This is a genomic window from Vibrio sp. 10N.237.312.B06, from assembly GCF_041464685.1.
Lineage (GTDB): Bacteria > Pseudomonadota > Gammaproteobacteria > Enterobacterales > Vibrionaceae > Vibrio > Vibrio tasmaniensis_A.
In genome coordinates this window covers 1-18,357 of record NZ_JBFSPI010000048.1, presented here as the reverse complement: position 1 = coordinate 18,357, position 18,357 = coordinate 1, and the positions used below count along the sequence as shown (strand labels likewise).

Genomic DNA, 18,357 nt, shown 5'->3' with positions numbered 1-18,357 from the left:
TGAAGTGAACATGAAAGACTCATTAAGAGAGCCAGGAGGGTAGGTCGCGTCATTGTAAACTCTCCATGATGGCCACATCGGCGCGCAAGGCTTGGTAGCTCTTAAGCAGCTCAGTGTATGGAACATTGCCTTCACTCAAACGCACGTACTTACCATTGCTGACGTTGATTAAGAACGTGGCGGGCGTAATGGCGTTTTTGAGATCCCCAAAAAACGCAGCGGTGATGTCAGAGTTGGTCGGTATAGGCGTCGCGTAACCGGGGATGGGTTGTCCGTCAAAGGAGAAATCGTACACAGGTAGTTGAGTAGTTTGCTCTAGCCGCTTCATGGTTGGGGCAAAGTGGTGACACTCAGCGCACTGACTAAAATGGAAGAACACCAAGGCGTATTGGCCTGTCATCGCATGAGGGGGTTGCGCTTGAGTGAGGGAGGTTGAGGCGAGCGTCATCAGCGTACTCAACAATAACGTGCGGATAAAAGCGTTCATCGGGGCGTCCTTAAGTTAAAAGTCGCTGTCTTGGTAATTGGTCGCGACGTTGTGAAAGCGAGAGAGCAAGTCTTTTTGTGAAATGAAGCCGTAGGCGAGGGGCTTGAGTGCTTTGGTGTGGATATTGGCCAGCATTAAAGCCGGTGTGTAGCGCACCTGTACACGCCCTGTCTTATCAATACGGTTTTCATTAATCGTCTCAAAGGTCTGACCGTCTTTGCTGATCCCGACCAGTTCGATGTGGTACCGGTGGGCAAAGTCTTGGATTGAGGGTGCTAGGGTTTGAGATAAGGCGTCTTGCCCTTCGTAGATGAAGTAGAGGCCCCAACCTTCTTGTACCAATTGACGCACAGTGGCTTCGTTTTTGAGTTGGATACCTTGATAGTACGTCGCTCTTGCGGCTTGCTCTGTGGGGCGGTCTTTGGTGTACGAGTATTCGGGGTGTTCGTTGATGAGCTTTTTGAAGGTCATGCCCGTTTGCGTGGTCTTGCCATCGATGAATTTTTTCAGCTTCATCAATTTTAGATTTTTCTCTTCATCGGTTGGGTTAATGGTGGCATCGTTTAACGCTTCATCAAACGCGCGGTGGAACCATTGCATCTGCTCGGTGGCGCTCATCACGGTAGAGACGCTGTTGGGGGGGAGGCTCTCCTCCTCTTTGGGAGGGACTTTGGGCGCTTTGGTCTCGTTATACCAGCGCCACCCCTTGGGGGGCTCATCGGCGATACTGTGAAAGGCCAATAAAGCCAACAACATTAACGGTAGGGGTTTGATTGTTAATCGGTTAATTGAGTTGTTCACCGTTTTTGTGGATAAGTCCTTCATGGTGTGACCTCATTATTGCCAGAAACTCAGCATCTTGTGGGTGCGCGTGTGAAATAACGTCCAAAGTGCTTCATCAATGCCACGCTGTTGTTGGTGCCTCATCATTTCTTGCTTGAGCTGATGGAGTTTTCGTTTGAACAGAAGATGCCGAATAAGGGTGATGGCAAACCCGGTTGTCGACAGGGTGGCCACAAGTAAAGGGAGTAGGGGATCCATATCATGTCCTCATCATTGATTAAGTTAATGGCGATAAGCGCTGTGTAATCGCTCTTGGATTTCTGTGGCCGAAGGCAGGTTGGTGTTGCCGTGCATGTCGTCGTAGAAGTCCGAAAAGTCGAGGCGTTCAAAATCTATGTCTTGAAGCTGCTCGGGGGTAAGGGCGCCGCAAATGGGGTGTTTGGCGGTTCCCAGACTGATGCCAAGTTGACCTTTCGAGCCTTGCTCTTGGATGATGCGCGCCAATTTGCTATCAAAGACGCAGTAGGTCTTCTTTTCCCGGATACACGCGCCTAAGACCTTTTCTGCGCAATAACGGCCAAGGGCTATCGTAATGCCTTGCTCTTTGGCTTGACCGAGCGCTTTCTCTTCATCATTGCATTGGGCTATGCCAATACTCGTGCCCCAACCGCCGTCTTTACAGCAGTCGGCAAAACCAAAAGCGGCGTCTGTGCACTTCATGCCTTTGCCTGTAAATATCTTCGGTGGGTTACCCATACCGTCAGCGGCTTCTGCGAGCGCGGCTAAGGCTGAGGTGCTTTCATTAAAGCGGTTTGAAGTGGTCGCCATGGCTTCAAAGCAATCGCCATCCAGACAAAAGCTCTCTTCTCCACAGATTAATTGGGTGGCACTGCAGCGCCGCTGTGGGCAGGATTTATTGACTTTCTCCTCAATGCACACACCGTTTTGCTGGAGGCTGCAATGGGTTGACGTCGTGGTGCAATCGGCGGGCAGGACGTTGCACGTATTGGGTCGAGTGCATTGGTGCTCAACCCGATACTTCCAGCAATCAAGCGTGGTCGGTATGCCATTAATGATGCGGGTGGCTCGACCTTCAATGCATTGCTGGCGAGTGATCTTGCATGAGTTCATCAGGTTGCATTCTGTTCGCCAAGTAATGTTGTTCTTGATGCAGTTCCCTCCGGATAAGGAGAATCCGTTTGAGCAGCTCAAGGTGACTTTTTTCGTTTGTGTGGTGGGGCGACAAATCTGGTAGCGTTTATACCAGGATTCGTTACTTTTCCAGACAATGTGGTCGGTCTGTTTTAAATCGCCAAGCGTGTAGCCTTGGTTGGGAGAGACAACCTTCCCATCCCAGAAATACGTGGTATCTGACCCTGTAAACCCTCTTGTTCCCCCCGTTTGCCTCACGTAATTGTGATTATCGTGTCGGCATTGTGAGAGAGGGCGTTGGCAATTATCCCCTTGCTTTGTCCAGCCGGATGGGCAGCGGTAGATCACTTCACTAAGGCTCACGGAGGCGACGGGGACTTTGTCACACGGGACCGGGTTGTGAGTTGGTCGGTAGCATTGCTTTGCGATGTTATCAATGACGCATTGCGTGGCGTTGTCACAATCCACGTACTGATTAGACTGACCATGACTGATTTCATAGGCGTTCTCAATGCCAAGGGTGGCGAATCGATACGTATCATCGTTTGGGTCAATGGTGACACTATTATTGTCAAACCCCTCTTGTATCGCTTGAGCGTGTTCGTTGTTGCCAAACTCCGACGTGGATTGGTTTGTGATTTGTGCATCAGTCATCCCGGCTTCATCAGGCTGTCGGATTTTGCTTTCACACCCTGGATTATTGTCGCTGCAGAAGTCTGACAGGTTAAGCGTCATTTCTGAGTCATTGTAAGCCTCGTTCGGGGTGTTTTTCGCCCACTCCACGTTGTCGTAGAATGTGTTTTCTTGAGGGGCGGCAAGGGTATGAAGGGAGAGTAAGAGAGCAGCGCTGAAAGAGAGAAAAACAAAAAGTAGTGAAAAGGGCGAATTCAAGGGGAACTCCTATTGAGCACTTGTTTGGCGATGTGTCCTACATCGCCTTGGCTTAAAATCGTTAATGCGTTAGGAAGGGAGAGGTTGCCGTGAACCATGTCGTAATCACTTTGCGGGCAAGACGCTTCATTGCACGCTTCTCCAATGGCCACAAACACGGGGACGTGGGTGATGTTAAATTGACGAAACCACTGTGGACTGATGGCAAAACCGCTATCAATGGCCATTTCTTCGTCGTCCGCTTCTAACAAACTCAGTATTCGAGAGGCTGTCGGTACCATGCCTTCTGGCAGTACCCCACGTATCACGAGAGGAACCTGATATTGCTGACTTTGTTTGAGTAGCTGTCTAAGCGCGTTATCTGGCATGGAAAGCGACACAAACACCATCACACCTTGCGCCTTTTTGTTTGGATTTTCCTGAGGCACCCCAAGAACACTCGCCAGTGGCGAGTCTTGCAACACGTTATCGAGGTGTTGATTCATCGACAACGCTTCTTGCTTATGTTGCTGACCTCGTTCAAGAAAGGTGGTCAGTTCACTGTGATTGGTTGGCGCTGCAATGGTCTGCTCTTGCTTGGCAAGCGCTTTGAGCTCTTCTTGAGAGTAACCCTTCTCGGCTGTTGAGAGAGGGCTAACCAGCAGAATAAGTAACAGCCATGAGGCTCTTGGGCTAAATGACATCGTCTCATTTCCTTATAAAAATACGCAATTACGTTTTCGCCAGTTCACAAAACCAAAGTTACCGCCGGTGGTTGGGTTGTCTTTACCTTGCTCCCAAAGTGACGAGGTGGTGCCATAGGGATAACAATGAGCGGCATCACCAATCGGTGCCGACAATTGATAGCGATAGCGACTTTTCGGCAAGATAGGCTCTGGCCATTGGTAACAGATTGCGCCATCTTCGCCCCGGGTTTCCCACACAATGCCTTGCCTGTGCATTTTAAAATTAAAACGCTCTAACATCAGTGTGCCAACTTGAGGGCCGGTATGAGAGTAAGCGCTATTACCGGTTAATGGGTAGACGCTGCCTTGTGAGCCTAAACACCAAAAAAGCGCATCAAAAGGCAAAACGCGCCCGGTGGTGGTCGCCATGGCTTCGGTGATGCAAGAGAGCTGCGTGATGGGGTGGCCAAACAAAATGGCTTCGGGGTTAAGAATGAACGACATCTCATCATCATCCCAAAACGGGTCAAGCTCGGTGAGGTAGGCCACATCGAAATTATCCGTGGCCATGCAGGCGGCCGACTGCATCAGTTGTAGCCAGTAAATCACCGGATATTTGTACCAATGCACGTGATAAAAAGCATTGCCGCTGGTTTTGCTGCTTGAGTCGTGCTGCGAGCCTCCTATTTGTTGGCTATTGTCATTACTCAACTGCATCCCCATGTTGACCATGCAATAAGGGACTCGCGTCACGTCCACCAAGGAATACGGCTCCCAATACCCAATGTTTAAGCCAATTTGCATAAAAATGGGCGGGGGTTTAGGACAATAGGAGATCGGCATGCTTGGGTTGGCGGTGTCAGGGTATGTCGAGCTAATGAGAGGCACACTGCCCAGTGTCATAGGAAATAGGCAGTCCCAACAAATATCAGACAATGGATTTAAGAAATGCCCCGTACAAGCGGCGGATTGAGCTTGGGTTTGCCAAGGAAATAGGAACAAACCAAGCAGTAATAACCCATGGGATCTCAAGGTCTTTCTCCTTATTTTGTGTTCGTCGCACTCTTGTTTATGGTGGTGAACGGCGTCACATCGATCTCTGTGATCTTCCACCGCGCTCCGTCTTGTTCAATCAGAGCGGGAATGTGTGAGAGTTGAAATTGACGGCTGTAGTGACCTTGTTGGTCAAAATAAATTCGGGCGTCAAACTCCGTGGCGACGTTTTCTGGACTGCCGTTGGTGAGGGTCCATTTTATCGGCTTATCTGCGCGGTATTGTTTAGCCCAAGCGCGCTGGCTTGGGTCGTCACCATCAAGAAAGACAATCACATACGAGTAATCGAATGATTGTTTGGGAATGTCGACTGGCCAAGTGTCGGTATCAAAAGGGTTGATGACGAGGCCTTTAGCATAAAGGAGGTTACCTTGTGCATCTTTGATATCGGTGGCCAGCTTTAATGATGGGTCGATGTAAAAGGTGTTGGGCGCGGTGGTGGCGGTCAACCCTTTAACGGGAGGGGGTCTTCGCACGTTATTTTCTACGTTCTCCACAAACTGCTGTTGCATCTTTGCGGTTTCTCCCGTGGCTTCTAAGTGTGTCAATCTGCTGTTAATCCATTGCAACATGTCTACCTCTGCAATAGGGAAAAGTTCGCCTTGACGCCCAAATTGTTGACTAAGAGCGGTGGGGGCGATGGCAAGTAAAGTGAGACCGAGCACCTTTGAGAGTGCTGTTGGTTTGATGAATGAATGCCCGTGAACAATCATAAGATCATGACTCCTTTTTAAGCGCCTCAATAACGTAATGTTGGATCTCGGTGGTTCTATCCGGTGCGCCGCTGATGAGCGCGCCTGGCACGATAATCACGAGATGGTGCGCTTGCGCGTATTCTTTCAAGAGCCGCCTGAGTTCCGTATCAAAGGTCGCCAATTGCGCGCTGTGCTCCTGATCGCTGAGGTTGGCTTCAATGAGTTGGTCTTGATATTGCGCTAACGTTTGTTCGATATCGAAGACCACGATTTGAGGGGCGGTGTTGAGCTTGACGGCCATCAGCGTGAACATCATCAACACTATGGCAAACAGGGCACCGACAAGACGTGTGTGACGGATGGATTTCATTTGGCCTCCTTACCATAGATGAGGGTGTTGAAGATCTCAATTTCTGGTCCGTAAAAATGCTCTGCGGTTTGATTGACCGCATTCATGAGTGGGACGCCTTGGTTCATCAAGGTTTCACAGTACTCAAACTCATGCGGCTCTGTCGAAAGGCACGCACGAGTAAAAGGATCGGCAAACAAGCGATGAAAGGTCGTTACATCACCGGTTTTTAGCATGACAGAGCTGTAACCGGCGATGGAGGACTTTTCAAAACTCTTGATGACAAATTGCTCATAGGGTGAAAAGTGTGAAGGATTGTCTTTGATGAATTTCGCCAATCCACTGCCTTGACGCAGAGTGATGTGAATGTCGGAGTTATTGAACGCAGCGAGCGCTTCAGGTGTGCTGTAAAAATCCTCAATCCCTTGCGTCACGGTGCAAAACGAACCCCCAAATTTTCGGGCGGTGCGATAACCGGTATTGATGAATTCTTGTGCCTGTGCATTAGAGCCAGCCATCAGAGACCACGCCTCTTCAATGATGCACATCTTCGGCGTTGAACGAGAGCCTGAAAGGTACATCTGCTGAGTGATGCTCGACATCAGCGCAAAAATCATCGGTCGCATGATGTCCGAGGGAAATCCGTCGAGTTCAATGGTGGTAAAGTGGACATTGGGATCCAGCATGGACGGTTTATTGAAGGTGTCACCGTAGATCCCCTCTGAGCGGTATTTATTCAGTTGCATGGCGATATCAGAAAGGCGGCGATCACCGCCTTGTTTTTCGGCCGCCGCAAACAGCGCTTCTTGCACATGGTCAACCAACGTCTCGCTTTTGTGTGCCTGCCAAGCCGCAATGATGCAATCACCGAGGACCGATTTTTCAAAATCTCCCATTTCGTGTGTGGGGCAGGCCATGGTCGCAAAGAGTCCGGTGATGGTGTGCAGCGTTTCCTTGAGAGGGTTGACCTGTTCGCCTTTTTCATCGGTATAGTCATCCCCCATGGCAATGCGTTCCAGGTGAGTGAATGGATTGAGGTAAATCTTCTCAGCTGTCATGTAGCGGCCGCCAAGCATCAAGGTGAGCTTTTTAAAGCTCTTTCCTTTATCTAACGCCCAGATTTTACCGTTCATGGCAAAGAGGGTTTCGGCGAGCTTTTGCACAAAGAAGGATTTTCCTGCCCCGGAGCCTCCGGTCAGGGCGATGTTGTAGTTATCTGAGCCACAATTAAACGGATTAAACCAAAAGGCTTGTTGGCGCATGGTGGGAAGCATCATGCCGCCACTGAAATTCTTTACGTCCATCACAAGAGGCAAGAGGTTGGCCACATTGCCGGTTTTTACGGTTTGAATGCGTCCAGCACGGTCGCAATCGGCCCAAAACCCATCGGTCATCATGAACGGTAAGGTCGTCATGAGCGCTTGGCTTTGCAGCATCGAGGCGGTTTGTAAATCAATCCCGCCAGAGCGAAAGGCGTTAATGGCAGTAGTGCGATGCAGTCGCTCGGATTTTTTGTTGGTAAATAACGTCAGCGTCAGGTGCATGTATGCCATGCTGTTGATGCCATCCGACATTTCATCTCGAATTTGCTCGCGTTCGCTCTGCTCTTTCTTCGCTTGAGGGAAGAAAAATGCCATCGGGGACTTGAGTGTTTTTTCCAGCTCTCCAATGCGTCCGCCATTTTTGGTCGCAAAACTGCCCGATTCTTGATGGCGAAAATTGAGGGTCATGAGGTGTGGACATTGCACATTTTTGGCCACGCTCTTTAAGGACGCAAAACAATCGGGCAAGGCGTAAAGGCGGAAAGTTCGAGGTGTACTGCGTAAACCCAATGAAATGATCCGCGAGGTCACCGTTTGATGTTGGCGGTTACTAAAGCGAACGTCGGTGTAATGTCGGCGAGTTAAAAACTCGGTATCAGGAGAGAGGACTTGTTTGTAGATCAACGCTTCTGGTGCGTAGTCAGATCCGCGAGGGGCGGTTTGTGTGGGGTCAAAATTGAGAATGCCTTCGACGTAGTTGATTAAGCCTTCGGGGGTAAGCGGCGTGAGCTCCAGTCCAATTTGGGATAAAGTCGTGGTGAGCGCCTCTTTGCAATCCAACACACTATCAACATCGTCCGTACTGGAGACAAACAACCACGCGCTGTAATCTTTGATGTCAAAGTAATGCTTCTGACGATGAAAAAAGCCGTGGTGAGCCGCAAAGTTGGCGTAATCGGCTTCTTGTTTTGCTAATTCACTGCAAATACCCGCACGAGCGGATTTCAAGGCGGTATTTTGCTCAATCAAATGACTCACGTGGTTGTGGCCCATCATGGAAAAATGGTAATCCCATTTATGGCCAGGCGGTAAATCCATGATGAGACGGTTAAATGCCTCCACCATGTCGTCATTCGCCCCCGTTAAGACGCTCAATTTGAATCCAAATCCTACGCCCTTTTTGTTATGAAAGAGGCTGTGCTGCGCATCAAAAGTGCGGTAAGGCAGTTCAGAATGAAGGTGGTTATATTCACGTTTGGCTTCTTGATAAAAACCCTTTAAATCTTTTGAGACGCCCATGGCGTTAATCCTTCTTGATAGCCTGAACAGGGCGACCTGTCCAGGTAGACTCGTCTAACACAATGTAAATATCCATTGTGTCGAGGTAAGTGGTGGTGTCATCCGAAGTAAAGGGAAAAATCACCACCTTCCTAACCGTGTCTTGGGTTCGAATAGGATGGCCTTCACGGGTGCGTCTTGGCAGTAAGGCAAAAGGGTGGGAAGCCAGGACGTTAGCCTCGGCGACTTGTTGTGTTGTTGGGTGTGTCGAGATGTTGCGAATGTCATCCATGCTGGCGCAGCCGGGTATACCGCCGATTTTTTGGCAACTAAATTCATCTTGAAAGCCCGCAGAGCAACCTGCTAGTAGGCTAATAAGCAGCGCTGTGAAAAGTTTGATAGTCATAAAAGCCGACCTTAATTTAATTGTTGGTTAACTTCTGCCGCGAGAGGGTTGAGTGTGATGGTTTCTAAAAGGGTGTCTGGTTTTGCTTGCTCTTGCTCTTTTGTCTGATGATCAACATAGCGTTTGATCGCTTCCTCATCATCCAGAGGGAACCCTTTCGTAAAGACGATATTCACGATGCCCCCTGGATTGATTTCGATGAAGGGGTGATATAACTCGGCTAAGGCAATGTAGTAATCCGAAAGCTTACTCCCCACGTCCGAGGTGGCATTGCCCAATAAACTTAATCCCACATCCTTGCTGTTGAGGCTCGACGTTGAGCCAAGCGCTGAGGTTGAGGTGGTGCTGGCCAAGCCCGCCCCGGTCTCACCCAGTCCTGTTAAGATGCCTGAGATCCCCGCCATTTGGACGATTTTGCCGTTACGTAAAATCGAGGTGCCACGGATGCCATTGCGCCCAAAGTTAAAGACGGTGCCTTGAACGGGGATATCTAAAATTCGACCGTCCCGAATGCAGCTGAGGGTGTGAGTGCGCGCCACGCCGCGATTGGAAGAAAGGTCACCGTACACGCTCCCAATGATGGTGCAGTCTTTGAGGTGGCTCTTTTCTCCATTGGGCAACACGCCTTCATGCACGGTTTGAAACACGATGGGGGCGGTATCACTTTGGCCGAACGCCCCGGCATTGGCATCGGCGCCACCGGTGATTTTGGCGGTCACAAAGGTGCCCGACGGGACGTAATTGTCGACGGTTCGTTGGTACGCTGACTCTGAGGAGGCTGTCCAAAAAAAATCAAACGAGTCAAACGCTTGCCCTTGGTCATCAAACGAGGCCTTATCGGCTTTGCTGTATTGAAAGCTCTCTTTTTGCAGATCATTGGTGGCGTAAGAGGGTAAAGGTTTGGGAGGAAGTGGGCGCGAGCCAAACGGCGCAGGCTCTCCCATGACGGTGAGGTGACCGGCTTCCTTTGAGGATAGCGATTGGGTTGATGGCAAGGCGATGGTGCGCTGCGCTTCTTGATGTTGGCGTAATTCCTCGCGTAAGATCTCGTTCTCTTTCTTCATTTGCGAAATCGTATTTTCGTTGCTCGTCATCAAACGATCGACGTCTCGATTGAGGTTTTCCATCTTTTCTTTGACGTCTTCAATGTCTTGACCTTGTAAGGTCAAGGCTGAGCGGTTGTCTTTGTCGGTAAAATCATCAGTAATGATTTCCCCAAAATTGGGGGCTGACTCAACGACTTCTTTCGCAGTATCTAGCGAGGTTCGAGGTTGTTTAAAGGCTTTAAACGCAAAAAAAACTGCGACTAAGAGCGCAACGGCTAACAGGCTGAGTATTTGGTTACGCTGCTTACTTTGGTCATTGGCGAGCACTCCATCCTCTAAGTCTGACTCTCTAAAAAGCCACTGTTTCAATCGTTTCATTCGCGACCTCCTGTGATGATGTACAGATGTGTAGATTCACCTGGGGGTAAGGTATAACGGTCAAGTGAGGCGCTCCGACTGGCGTAACTGTAAAATTGCGCTTCGGTCAGAGTGACGGTGTCATTGGATTGGTTTTTAACTTGATAAATAAGCCCTGAGAAGGGGCGGCCTACAAAAAGGGTCTGCGGAATAATGGCCAGTGGCGACGTGTCTTTGGGGAGGGTTTCGGGGTCAATCGGATGGACACGAAACCCTGGGATAGGCGTCTTTGAACGCTGCCAATGTATCATTTGTTTGGTGAGTTGCCCCAAGGCCAAAGGGTATTCGAGATCTTTTTCAAAGACACTTTTCTCTGCAGTAGAGCGAAGCGGAATAAACTCATTCACCACCGCAGGGACGGCTTTAGGGTTGATAAAAAGCGAGAAATTTTGACCTTTCTCTGTGGTGACGTGCGCGGTAAAAGGCAAGGCGATGTTGAGTTTGACGGTAATAGAGCCCGATTGGTCTCGTTGATTGGCTTTAGCGAGACAAAACCCTCTAGGGCAATGAAGGTTTAATATCTTGTCGTCTTTCACTACTAAACGGTTGGTGTTGACCGAGGATAAGGGCAACACAATGGTATCATTTTGCTCAAAATAGTAGGTCTTTGCGTCAATCGTATGGGCGTGGCTCATGATGGGTAACAACAAACCAAAAAAAGCATAAATCAAGCGTATTTTCATAACGGTATCTCTTGGGCGATGGTGTGAAGTTCAATCAAGCCACTTGAGTAATCGGCTTGGAGTAGATACGTCACGGGCTCAGGGTCAAGTGTGCGCCCCGCGATGGTTTTGTTGAGCGTGCCTTTGACCCGTATTTTCATTTCATTCAGGTTGATAGACAGCGTGTCAACTTCAAAAAAACTGGTGACGTCGTTCTCGATGATAAATTCGGCTTCTCGCATCAACTTGTCTTGTAAGCCACTCCAGTATTTAGGCGGCACGTAGGTAATGAGTAAGTTGAATTGACGTTTAACGTTAGAGGGCGTGACATTAAATTTTAGGTGTATCCACCAATCGGCCATCATAGAAAGATACGCTTCATCAACCGCATCGCTTGAGATCGTAAACGCTCGGTCGATATGAGGTGGCACGAAGGTGCGCTTTTCCGCTTGGTTTTGGCTTAATAAAGCAAAACTCAACCCAGCGGTTCCTAAGGCGGTGATCAACACCACCGCGGTGAGGACGTAATTGATAAAGCGAGCCGCTTTAAGCGCCTCGCCGTTATGTTCATTGAGCATCAGTAAATCCAATATTTTTTTGTGGCGGGGGGCGTGCGTTTAAAAATGGTTTTATTCGCTGTGTCATCCCCATACCAGTGGATGAAGTGAATGATGAATTTGGGGCCGTGTCGGACTTTTAAGCTGCGAATGGTGAGGAAAAAGCCGATACACACGGCGACCGCGACCAACCGATTGATGTTGAACAACATCAAAAACAACAAGATAGAAGGGAGTATTTCATCGATTGGAAATCCGACTATTTTGACGTCGGTTTGTAAGTAGTTTGGAAAAGCGAAGAGGGTTTGTTTGTCTTGATGATCCATAGTGAAATAGGGCGAATAGTTTCGCGCTCTCCTTATGTGGTTTATAAGCCTACAAACCCTTTACCAACTTCCCAGAACACCACGCCAACGAAAAAGCCGATGATGCCACCCACCCAGTTCTTTTGCATGATGCCCACGATAATGCCGCCAATCAGGCCTGCCACCAGAATGTAGAACTCGCCAGAAGACCCCGTCCCTACCGTGTTGGTCACGGTATCTTTACCACTGGCAAAAAGGTCATCGGCGTAAGCGGGTGACGCACAGGCAAAGTAGACGGCCAGTAGCGTACAAAAGTGACGCCAATACGTAAGAGGAAGGTTGAAGCGTGAGGTTTTATCTTTCATGTGGTTACCTTTAAATGTAAATAAAAGAGGCACGACATCGCACCGCTTTTATCAAAAGGGGTGTCGTGCATCTGGTGGGTTGAAAAATGGACGTTGTTAGTTCCCCATATTTTGGGGAATGCTTTGGGCCGCATGAGTGAAGGTGTTGCCGTTGAGCCCCATGGTTCTTCTCGATTACATTAAAGGCAACAAGGAAGCGTTTACAGACTTCAAACCGCGATTGCGACAGACGTGTTGTTTCCAATTTTGAGGGGTCATGATCGTGTTCTTGAGTTTACGATAATGTTTTTTGCGAGCATTTTTTGATGGTGGTGGTGTGAGTTGACGGACTGATTGGGTGTGTTTTTGAACCGAAACGAAATGAACGCCCTTCCAATAGAAAGGAAAGGGGAGGCGGTCAGTAAAAGGCAACAAAGCAGCAAATGCCATGTATTCACGCCCGACCGAGCCCAGTTCTTTGAAGCTGACAAAATCCCCTTGTTTAACAAAGCGGTCCAATAAATTCCCCGCCTCATTTTTACGACAATATCCGTATACAATTTGCATTATTCAAACTCCTTTTAAGGACATTGTTTTGCTCTTTTAAAAGAACAAAACAATGGGCTCTCTCTCAAGAGCCGTGCTACAAACTGGCTTGTGCATTCTTGTAGTAGAATGCGCACACCCATAGGATGTGGTGTCTGGTATTCCCAAGTAACTCTGTTGAACCACTCAACCAGCGTGCTTAATTGAGTAGAAAAACAGCCTTGGACGTCGCCCCAGGTAAGGCTCCTGAACTTTTTAGGCATATTACGCAGGCCTGCGCCCATCTGCGGCGCTTTTTGCAATAGTGAAGGCAGCCACTCTTACGGTGATGCGGGTGTTGGTATGCAGATGGAATAAAAAGCCGACGAATGTGTTTTTCGACTTTGATCTCAAAGACTGCGATATCAACGTAGTCAGTATGAATCAACATCAATGGGGATGACAATGTTTGAAAGCATCAGCAACGCACAAGGGACTTGGTTTTCGACCTATCGTGAAAGAACGGGCCAAAAGGGTTTTCTGACGTACATGTTCTGATGTGTAAGGCGGGAATGGTTCGTTATCCCACAAGGGGACCTTGGTGGACCACTTTAAGTAAGTGATGCCACAAATGAGCAAAGAGTGTGGTTATCTTCTTTACTCCCGACGTGTTCGTTTTATGGACTCAAATAGGCTAAACCACGAGTATTAGTAAGAGCATCTTTTCGTTGTTGACTAAGGTAAGCTCCGTGATGTTTTTAGCTGAGCGCCTCACTAACCCGCTCGTGAGTATAACCATAATCTAAAGCCCAGCGATGGAGATCTTCAATCGACATAGGTTTAGCGTAATAGTAACCTTGATGTTGAAAGACGCCTCTTAATAAAAGCCCGTTAGCTTCAAGCTTATTTTCAACCCCTTCCGCTACTAGATTCATTTCTAACTGCTTAGCCATTTTAATATACCCATCGAGAACAGCGGATTTTCCTTCATCAATGGAGCGTGTAAACATTTTGTCTATTTTGATAGTGTCAATATCGAAATAATGCAAATAGGAGTTTCCGCCATAACCGGTACCTGCATCATCAAGGCTTATTTTAAGTCCTAATGTTTTGAGTAAGGCGAGGCGCTGACTGGCAAACGCCAAATTTTCAATCGGTTGGCGTTCTGTCAATTCAAGCGTCAGTTTTGAGTAGTCGTGCTGAAACCGCTTTAAATAGTGGTAAAAATCGTCATTTTGTAGGTGCAGAGGAGTGATGTTGACACTGCAATAAAACTCAGCGTTTTGACTCATCAAAGACGATAAGTCGCGGTAAATGGTTGTAATGAGATTTTCTGTTGTTGGAATGATATCCCCACTTTGCTCTAGATAATGGATGAACTTGCTTGGTTCTATGACGCGGCCATCAGAGGGAAGCCATCGGAGTAAAGCTTCGACACCGAGCATTTTACCTGTTTGTGCGTCTACAATGGGTTGATAATAGGGGAAAAACTGGGCGTCTCGAACCGCTTTTTGAAGAGCAATTTCTTTTTTTGCGTGCCAATAGGAAACACATAACCAAAGAATGGTGAGTGAAATCATAAAGAGTAAAGTGGTGACCGGCCACAAGTTTTGCTTAAACTTCGAAAGCACTCGTGAGGCAGAGACGGAGGATTCAAAGGTAAGAGGAAGATAGTTTGAAGCAACTGAGTTCGAGTACAGGCGATCAGCATTGGGCAAACTGCCTATTTCAAGGATAGTGTAATTTTCTTTTGGTAAAGATAAACGAATAGAGCGTTGATGGTCTAAATCATTTTCAAGAAAAAGGTATTCCGTGCGTAATGGAAAGAGGAAGCCATATTGTCCATTCGAACCGTATAAATAGGGGGGATGTTTTGGGGTTGTGGAGAGAGAATAAATCGCTAAACGCCACATTTCCCCTTTTAATTGTGTACTGAGTAAGTTCTTAAAATTACGTTGTTCAAATTGCTCAACGCCGAAAGGAGAGCAATAGGTATAAGGTTTCTGCTTATCAAGATTAACGATGGGTATCGACATAAGTAGATGCGACACATAAAGCTTCTCTAACTGCTCTATAGTGTCAGTGGAGCATTCACCGCTAGCGACGCTGGCTTCAGAAAGAATGGGTTTTTCAAGCCCATATTTAATCGCAACAGAAACGATTTGATCGAGGTAGTCGACGTCATGCTTAATTTCATTATGAACTTGATAAAGACTGGTTGCTAATGAAGCCAATAAGCTAAACAACAGGGCCAATAACATAACACCAGTCTTATAGACCCATTGAGGGTGGGGACTGAATAAGCGGTCTAACCAAGGGTGTCTGGAGCGCATACTTAACTCTTTATAATTATAAATCCAACGAATTGTGTTGAGCTGTGAAATGTTATTATGCGGTTTAATTAACGTTAATTTCTATAAAACCTTTTAATCTGAAAGGGTAAGATCATAAAAGTGGAAAGCCGATCACTCTTTGTTAGGAAGTTTCAATTTTTAGGTTCTAAATCAAGCCTTAAAGAAAACACTGACCGTAATCTTGGGCCGCATTAAACATATGGCTTAAATGTAAGGCTTTCTTTGTTAAAGGGTCATATTTATGACAAGCAAAACAGCCCCTATCTTCTTTAGGATGCACTAAAGCAAACCATTGAGGGTTTTGGACATAGGTCTCCATTGTACTGTTTGATAATAACTTCGAACCCCCTATTTCATTTTTCCAAGAGGGAGGCACCTCTCCTTTATTTAAATCACTCTCGTTTGAGACTGTCCAAGATGTGCCCACAAGGAAGTAGTTAGACCAAACAGATTTACGTGATTGGTAATAATCTGACATTGCCTCGTTAAGCGCTTTTATATCTTTAGTTACTTCAGTTTTCGTTAAAACACCAACCCCATAGGGTGTTTCTCTACAGACTTGAGTAGGTTTACCAGGGAAGTAAGTATTCACTTTCTGAAAGGACATTGGGTTGAAAAATGTCCATTTACCTGATTTTTCAAAATTTGATAGGTTAGGAACATCAGCACAATCAGGAGCGTTTTCCTTGTGTTCAAATGTGGTCCAAATGAATTCAGGATGATTCCTTGTTTTTCGCACTACATGAATCCCGACCAAGCCCATTAGAACATTACTCCTTACTGCCCCGTCGATCTCAACATCTCTATGAATAGTGAAAAATTTTTCAGGGTTGTCGTTATTAGATATTAATTTCCATGAGGTTTTTACTTCAGTGGAGCCTGGGGATATTTCAAACGGTGTTTTCCCACTGTCAATATCGGCGACACATTGGCTATTGTTTAATCCGTGTTTGACGATGTCATTGTAGAATTTTTTATTGACACTTTGTTGATAGAAGACCGGATTGCCTTCTTGATCGTTCAATGGGAAATTAGAGCCGGCTTGAAGGATCTCACTTTGTACTAATCCTTGATCACCTTTATTGTCCCAACTATCGGGTATCTCTTTAAATATTCTGTCTTTCGGCATCATATTCAAGAATAAATCCGGTGTCTTGTCACTGGTATAATAAGCAAAAGATTGCCATGCAAACTGCATAAAACTGCAATTAATATCGGATTTACTCGTTTCTGTAGGCTCTTGAGGTAAGGAAGGGTAATCAATCCAAGAGGAGTTGCCAGTACAGTCAGGGGCTTCTAACTCTAACGATTTTTTATCTCTAATCTTATTTTCGTAAGAGTCATTTGATTGAAAAGCTTCCCCTATAATTTCTGTAGAATAACAATGTATTGGTGAGAGGAAAAATGAGGAAACTATTATTTTCTTTAAACAATTCATGATAACTCTTATCATTCGTATTTGTATGGGTGGCTAAAATTACAATAGTTACAAATAAAATGAATCTAAATTAGTTAATAATTTAGTGTGACTCTGGAACTGCGTGTGTGCTCTGGAGTTGTTTTTGTCTCGATTCTGTCTACGTTCATAGGTGAGGCAAACTGATTATAAGAACCGCGCTCTATACAATATGCAACGTTATTAAACGTTTGACACCGATCTTCCACATCGTTAATCTGTAACGGCACTGGCAAAATCCAGTGTCGGGATTAGTCCCCCGCAATATACACCCAAGGCGCATAGACGCTAGCTTTTGCTGGTTTTTTATGTGCAGCTTCAGCACACCTGAACATAGTCGTTTTACTTATAAAACGTACTATCAGCATTATGGTGGGCTGGGCGAGGCAGCTTCGGCTGGCCGTAACCTTGGGAGCGGTAGGACTAACCTTGTTCAGCTCACCACCCGAAGATTAGTCCCTTTGTGTGGTGATTTAAAGATCATCCCCAAGGAGGCAACCATGCCAAATTTAACAATCTTTTCAAAAGATATCCGCGTGCTAGATGACTTGTACTCATTAAATGATCTACATAAAGTGAGTGGTGGGCATCAAAATCATAAGCCTGTTCATTTTCTTAAGAACAAGCAAACTCAAGACATAATTGAAGAAATTGAGCAAAGTAAGAATTCTTACTTTGACCAAAATACTAATTCTCACTTTGCTGTAAAAACTAAACGTGGCGGCAACAGTGCAGGGACGTGGGTATGCAAAGAATTGGTCTACTCATACGCAATGTGGATTAGTCCAAAGTTCCATCTTAATGTCATTCGTGCTTTTGACAGTATGACAACAAACCAAGATCCAGCATTTCCTATTCCAACCGTTCCACAAGACCTCTCCTTAAACGACTTAATCTTTGAACTGGCCAAGGCGAAAAACGTAACAACGCAAATTGTACATGTGCACTACAATTCTGTATTCAATACTAATGCTTGGTCACAAGAGCATGGCTTTGAACATGCATTGGCAAAAAGAGTACTTAAACAAGACTTAGAAAATGAATTGCGTAGTCAAACCCCAGAACTGCAGTTACTTAAGCAGCAAGCGCGAGAACACGACCTAGCATTAGTGGATGAAAGTGAATACCAAAGCTTTCAAGGCCGAATGCAAATGCAGCAAAAGCAAATCGAGAAGTTGGTAGATGATGTAATGGCGTTAAGTCGAAATCATAGTGCGCTAACAAGACATATTTTGTGATAAGTATTACTAATATTTAGTAACTCAATGGGAGAGTGATGAGTTACTTGAAATCTACTATAAATAACGCATAGAGACTGTAATTCTTATGGTTGGTTAGAAGCGGCATTAAAGCAATCGTTAATGTATAACTTTAACCAATCAACTAAATAGTATGGGCAATCAAAGTTATCTGATGTCGATACGTGCGTATATTTACTGAAAGCCACTAAATCGAACATAGACAAAAGGTTCATCGCGGATTAGCGGGAACCTTATTTTTTAGGTTTCTGGTTTTTATCTGATAGCTCAAAATATGTCGCCATTTTGTCGCCATTGTCAATTTTGATTTTTTTTAAGCTTTTGTTTTTAAATGACTTAATTCGCCATTGTATATAATGGCTTCTTTGATTCAATCTGGCCTAGATCTAACACCAATTATTACTCACCACT

The 18,357-nt window shown here is 46.3% G+C and carries 19 protein-coding genes; 1 reads left to right on the top strand and 18 read right to left on the bottom strand.

The window, feature by feature from the left end; all coding sequences use genetic code 11:
- Positions 1 to 49 precede the first annotated feature (49 nt).
- The 18 genes from traF (AB6C75_RS14095) to AB6C75_RS14010 form a co-directional block, all read right to left on the bottom strand.
- A complete protein-coding gene (traF, locus tag AB6C75_RS14095; protein WP_016799993.1) occupies positions 50 to 487 on the bottom strand; it encodes a conjugal transfer protein TraF in 438 nt (145 codons plus the stop codon).
- A gap of 15 nt (positions 488 to 502) precedes the next feature.
- On the bottom strand, positions 503 to 1,243 hold the full coding sequence (gene traF / locus AB6C75_RS14090; RefSeq protein WP_080582247.1) for a type-F conjugative transfer system pilin assembly protein TraF: 741 nt from the start codon (positions 1,241 to 1,243) through the stop codon (positions 503 to 505).
- Positions 1,244 to 1,324: 81 nt separating this feature from the next.
- A complete protein-coding gene (locus AB6C75_RS14085) occupies positions 1,325 to 1,528 on the bottom strand; it encodes a hypothetical protein (protein ID WP_016799995.1) in 204 nt (67 codons plus the stop codon).
- Between the two features lie 24 nt (positions 1,529 to 1,552).
- A complete protein-coding gene (gene traN, locus AB6C75_RS14080; protein WP_017082647.1) occupies positions 1,553 to 3,313 on the bottom strand; it encodes a type-F conjugative transfer system mating-pair stabilization protein TraN in 1,761 nt (586 codons plus the stop codon).
- Positions 3,310 to 3,996, bottom strand: a complete 687-nt coding sequence (gene trbC / locus AB6C75_RS14075; protein ID WP_016800267.1) for a type-F conjugative transfer system pilin assembly protein TrbC — start codon at positions 3,994 to 3,996, stop codon at positions 3,310 to 3,312. The genes traN and trbC overlap by 4 nt, the downstream gene beginning before the upstream one ends.
- A gap of 12 nt (positions 3,997 to 4,008) precedes the next feature.
- The gene (traU, locus tag AB6C75_RS14070; protein ID WP_029222902.1) at positions 4,009 to 5,025 is read right to left on the bottom strand and encodes a conjugal transfer pilus assembly protein TraU; all 1,017 of its coding nucleotides are present in this window, start codon (positions 5,023 to 5,025) and stop codon (positions 4,009 to 4,011) included.
- Positions 5,022 to 5,744: a type-F conjugative transfer system protein TraW gene (traW, locus tag AB6C75_RS14065; RefSeq protein ID WP_017061842.1), complete on the bottom strand. Its 723-nt coding sequence runs from the start codon at positions 5,742 to 5,744 to the stop codon at positions 5,022 to 5,024. Before traW ends, traU begins: the two co-directional genes overlap by 4 nt.
- Positions 5,745 to 5,748: 4 nt before the next feature.
- Entirely contained in the window at positions 5,749 to 6,096 is a 348-nt protein-coding gene (locus tag AB6C75_RS14060; RefSeq protein WP_016800271.1) for a TrbI F-type domain-containing protein, read from the bottom strand.
- Positions 6,093 to 8,636: a type IV secretion system protein TraC gene (traC, locus tag AB6C75_RS14055; RefSeq protein ID WP_372108001.1), complete on the bottom strand. Its 2,544-nt coding sequence runs from the start codon at positions 8,634 to 8,636 to the stop codon at positions 6,093 to 6,095. The genes AB6C75_RS14060 and traC overlap by 4 nt, the downstream gene beginning before the upstream one ends.
- 4 nt (positions 8,637 to 8,640) lie before the next feature.
- Entirely contained in the window at positions 8,641 to 9,021 is a 381-nt protein-coding gene (gene traV, locus AB6C75_RS14050) for a type IV conjugative transfer system lipoprotein TraV (protein ID WP_016800273.1), read from the bottom strand.
- An 11-nt stretch (positions 9,022 to 9,032) separates the two neighbouring features.
- Positions 9,033 to 10,445 carry a TraB/VirB10 family protein gene (locus AB6C75_RS14045; RefSeq protein ID WP_017061841.1) on the bottom strand — a complete coding sequence of 471 codons (1,413 nt, stop codon included), beginning with the start codon at positions 10,443 to 10,445 and terminating at the stop codon, positions 9,033 to 9,035.
- A complete protein-coding gene (traK, locus tag AB6C75_RS14040; protein ID WP_016800276.1) occupies positions 10,442 to 11,167 on the bottom strand; it encodes a type-F conjugative transfer system secretin TraK in 726 nt (241 codons plus the stop codon). Before traK ends, AB6C75_RS14045 begins: the two co-directional genes overlap by 4 nt.
- Entirely contained in the window at positions 11,164 to 11,724 is a 561-nt protein-coding gene (gene traE, locus AB6C75_RS14035) for a type IV conjugative transfer system protein TraE (RefSeq protein WP_016800277.1), read from the bottom strand. The genes traK and traE overlap by 4 nt, the downstream gene beginning before the upstream one ends.
- Positions 11,724 to 12,029, bottom strand: a complete 306-nt coding sequence (gene traL / locus AB6C75_RS14030) for a type IV conjugative transfer system protein TraL (RefSeq protein WP_016800278.1) — start codon at positions 12,027 to 12,029, stop codon at positions 11,724 to 11,726. Before traL ends, traE begins: the two co-directional genes overlap by 1 nt.
- A gap of 41 nt (positions 12,030 to 12,070) precedes the next feature.
- Positions 12,071 to 12,373, bottom strand: coding sequence for a type IV conjugative transfer system pilin TraA (locus AB6C75_RS14025; protein WP_016800279.1), 303 nt, complete (start codon positions 12,371 to 12,373; stop codon positions 12,071 to 12,073).
- Positions 12,374 to 12,547: 174 nt separating this feature from the next.
- Complete coding sequence (locus AB6C75_RS14020; protein ID WP_017061840.1) at positions 12,548 to 12,919, bottom strand: hypothetical protein; 372 nt, start codon at positions 12,917 to 12,919, stop codon at positions 12,548 to 12,550.
- A gap of 716 nt (positions 12,920 to 13,635) precedes the next feature.
- Complete coding sequence (locus AB6C75_RS14015; protein WP_016800281.1) at positions 13,636 to 15,210, bottom strand: EAL domain-containing protein; 1,575 nt, start codon at positions 15,208 to 15,210, stop codon at positions 13,636 to 13,638.
- A gap of 178 nt (positions 15,211 to 15,388) precedes the next feature.
- Positions 15,389 to 16,669, bottom strand: a complete 1,281-nt coding sequence (locus AB6C75_RS14010; RefSeq protein WP_210464127.1) for a hypothetical protein — start codon at positions 16,667 to 16,669, stop codon at positions 15,389 to 15,391.
- Positions 16,670 to 17,187: 518 nt separating this feature from the next.
- Between AB6C75_RS14010 and AB6C75_RS14005 the strand changes: the two genes are divergently transcribed.
- Positions 17,188 to 17,925 carry a KilA-N domain-containing protein gene (locus tag AB6C75_RS14005; RefSeq protein WP_102495456.1) on the top strand — a complete coding sequence of 246 codons (738 nt, stop codon included), beginning with the start codon at positions 17,188 to 17,190 and terminating at the stop codon, positions 17,923 to 17,925.
- The last annotated feature ends 432 nt before the right edge of the window (positions 17,926 to 18,357 follow it).

What these genes read in the sequence shown, in the direction of transcription:
- traV (WP_016800273.1), bottom strand. Translation starts at nt 9,021, where the DNA reads ATGACTATCAAACTTTTCACAGCGCTGCTTATTAGCCTACTAGCAGGT.
- trbC (WP_016800267.1), bottom strand. Translation starts at nt 3,996, where the DNA reads ATGTCATTTAGCCCAAGAGCCTCATGGCTGTTACTTATTCTGCTGGTT.
- AB6C75_RS14025 (WP_016800279.1), bottom strand. Translation starts at nt 12,373, where the DNA reads ATGAAAGATAAAACCTCACGCTTCAACCTTCCTCTTACGTATTGGCGT.
- AB6C75_RS14020 (WP_017061840.1), bottom strand. Translation starts at nt 12,919, where the DNA reads ATGCAAATTGTATACGGATATTGTCGTAAAAATGAGGCGGGGAATTTA.
- AB6C75_RS14015 (WP_016800281.1), bottom strand. Translation starts at nt 15,210, where the DNA reads ATGCGCTCCAGACACCCTTGGTTAGACCGCTTATTCAGTCCCCACCCT.
- AB6C75_RS14060 (WP_016800271.1), bottom strand. Translation starts at nt 6,096, where the DNA reads ATGAAATCCATCCGTCACACACGTCTTGTCGGTGCCCTGTTTGCCATA.
- traW (WP_017061842.1), bottom strand. Translation starts at nt 5,744, where the DNA reads ATGATTGTTCACGGGCATTCATTCATCAAACCAACAGCACTCTCAAAG.
- traE (WP_016800277.1), bottom strand. Translation starts at nt 11,724, where the DNA reads ATGCTCAATGAACATAACGGCGAGGCGCTTAAAGCGGCTCGCTTTATC.
- traF (WP_080582247.1), bottom strand. Translation starts at nt 1,243, where the DNA reads ATGTTGTTGGCTTTATTGGCCTTTCACAGTATCGCCGATGAGCCCCCC.
- traL (WP_016800278.1), bottom strand. Translation starts at nt 12,029, where the DNA reads ATGGATCATCAAGACAAACAAACCCTCTTCGCTTTTCCAAACTACTTA.
- traF (WP_016799993.1), bottom strand. Translation starts at nt 487, where the DNA reads ATGAACGCTTTTATCCGCACGTTATTGTTGAGTACGCTGATGACGCTC.
- traK (WP_016800276.1), bottom strand. Translation starts at nt 11,167, where the DNA reads ATGAAAATACGCTTGATTTATGCTTTTTTTGGTTTGTTGTTACCCATC.
- AB6C75_RS14010 (WP_210464127.1), bottom strand. Translation starts at nt 16,669, where the DNA reads ATGAATTGTTTAAAGAAAATAATAGTTTCCTCATTTTTCCTCTCACCA.
- AB6C75_RS14085 (WP_016799995.1), bottom strand. Translation starts at nt 1,528, where the DNA reads ATGGATCCCCTACTCCCTTTACTTGTGGCCACCCTGTCGACAACCGGG.
- AB6C75_RS14005 (WP_102495456.1), top strand. Translation starts at nt 17,188, where the DNA reads ATGCCAAATTTAACAATCTTTTCAAAAGATATCCGCGTGCTAGATGAC.
- traC (WP_372108001.1), bottom strand. Translation starts at nt 8,636, where the DNA reads ATGGGCGTCTCAAAAGATTTAAAGGGTTTTTATCAAGAAGCCAAACGT.
- AB6C75_RS14045 (WP_017061841.1), bottom strand. Translation starts at nt 10,445, where the DNA reads ATGAAACGATTGAAACAGTGGCTTTTTAGAGAGTCAGACTTAGAGGAT.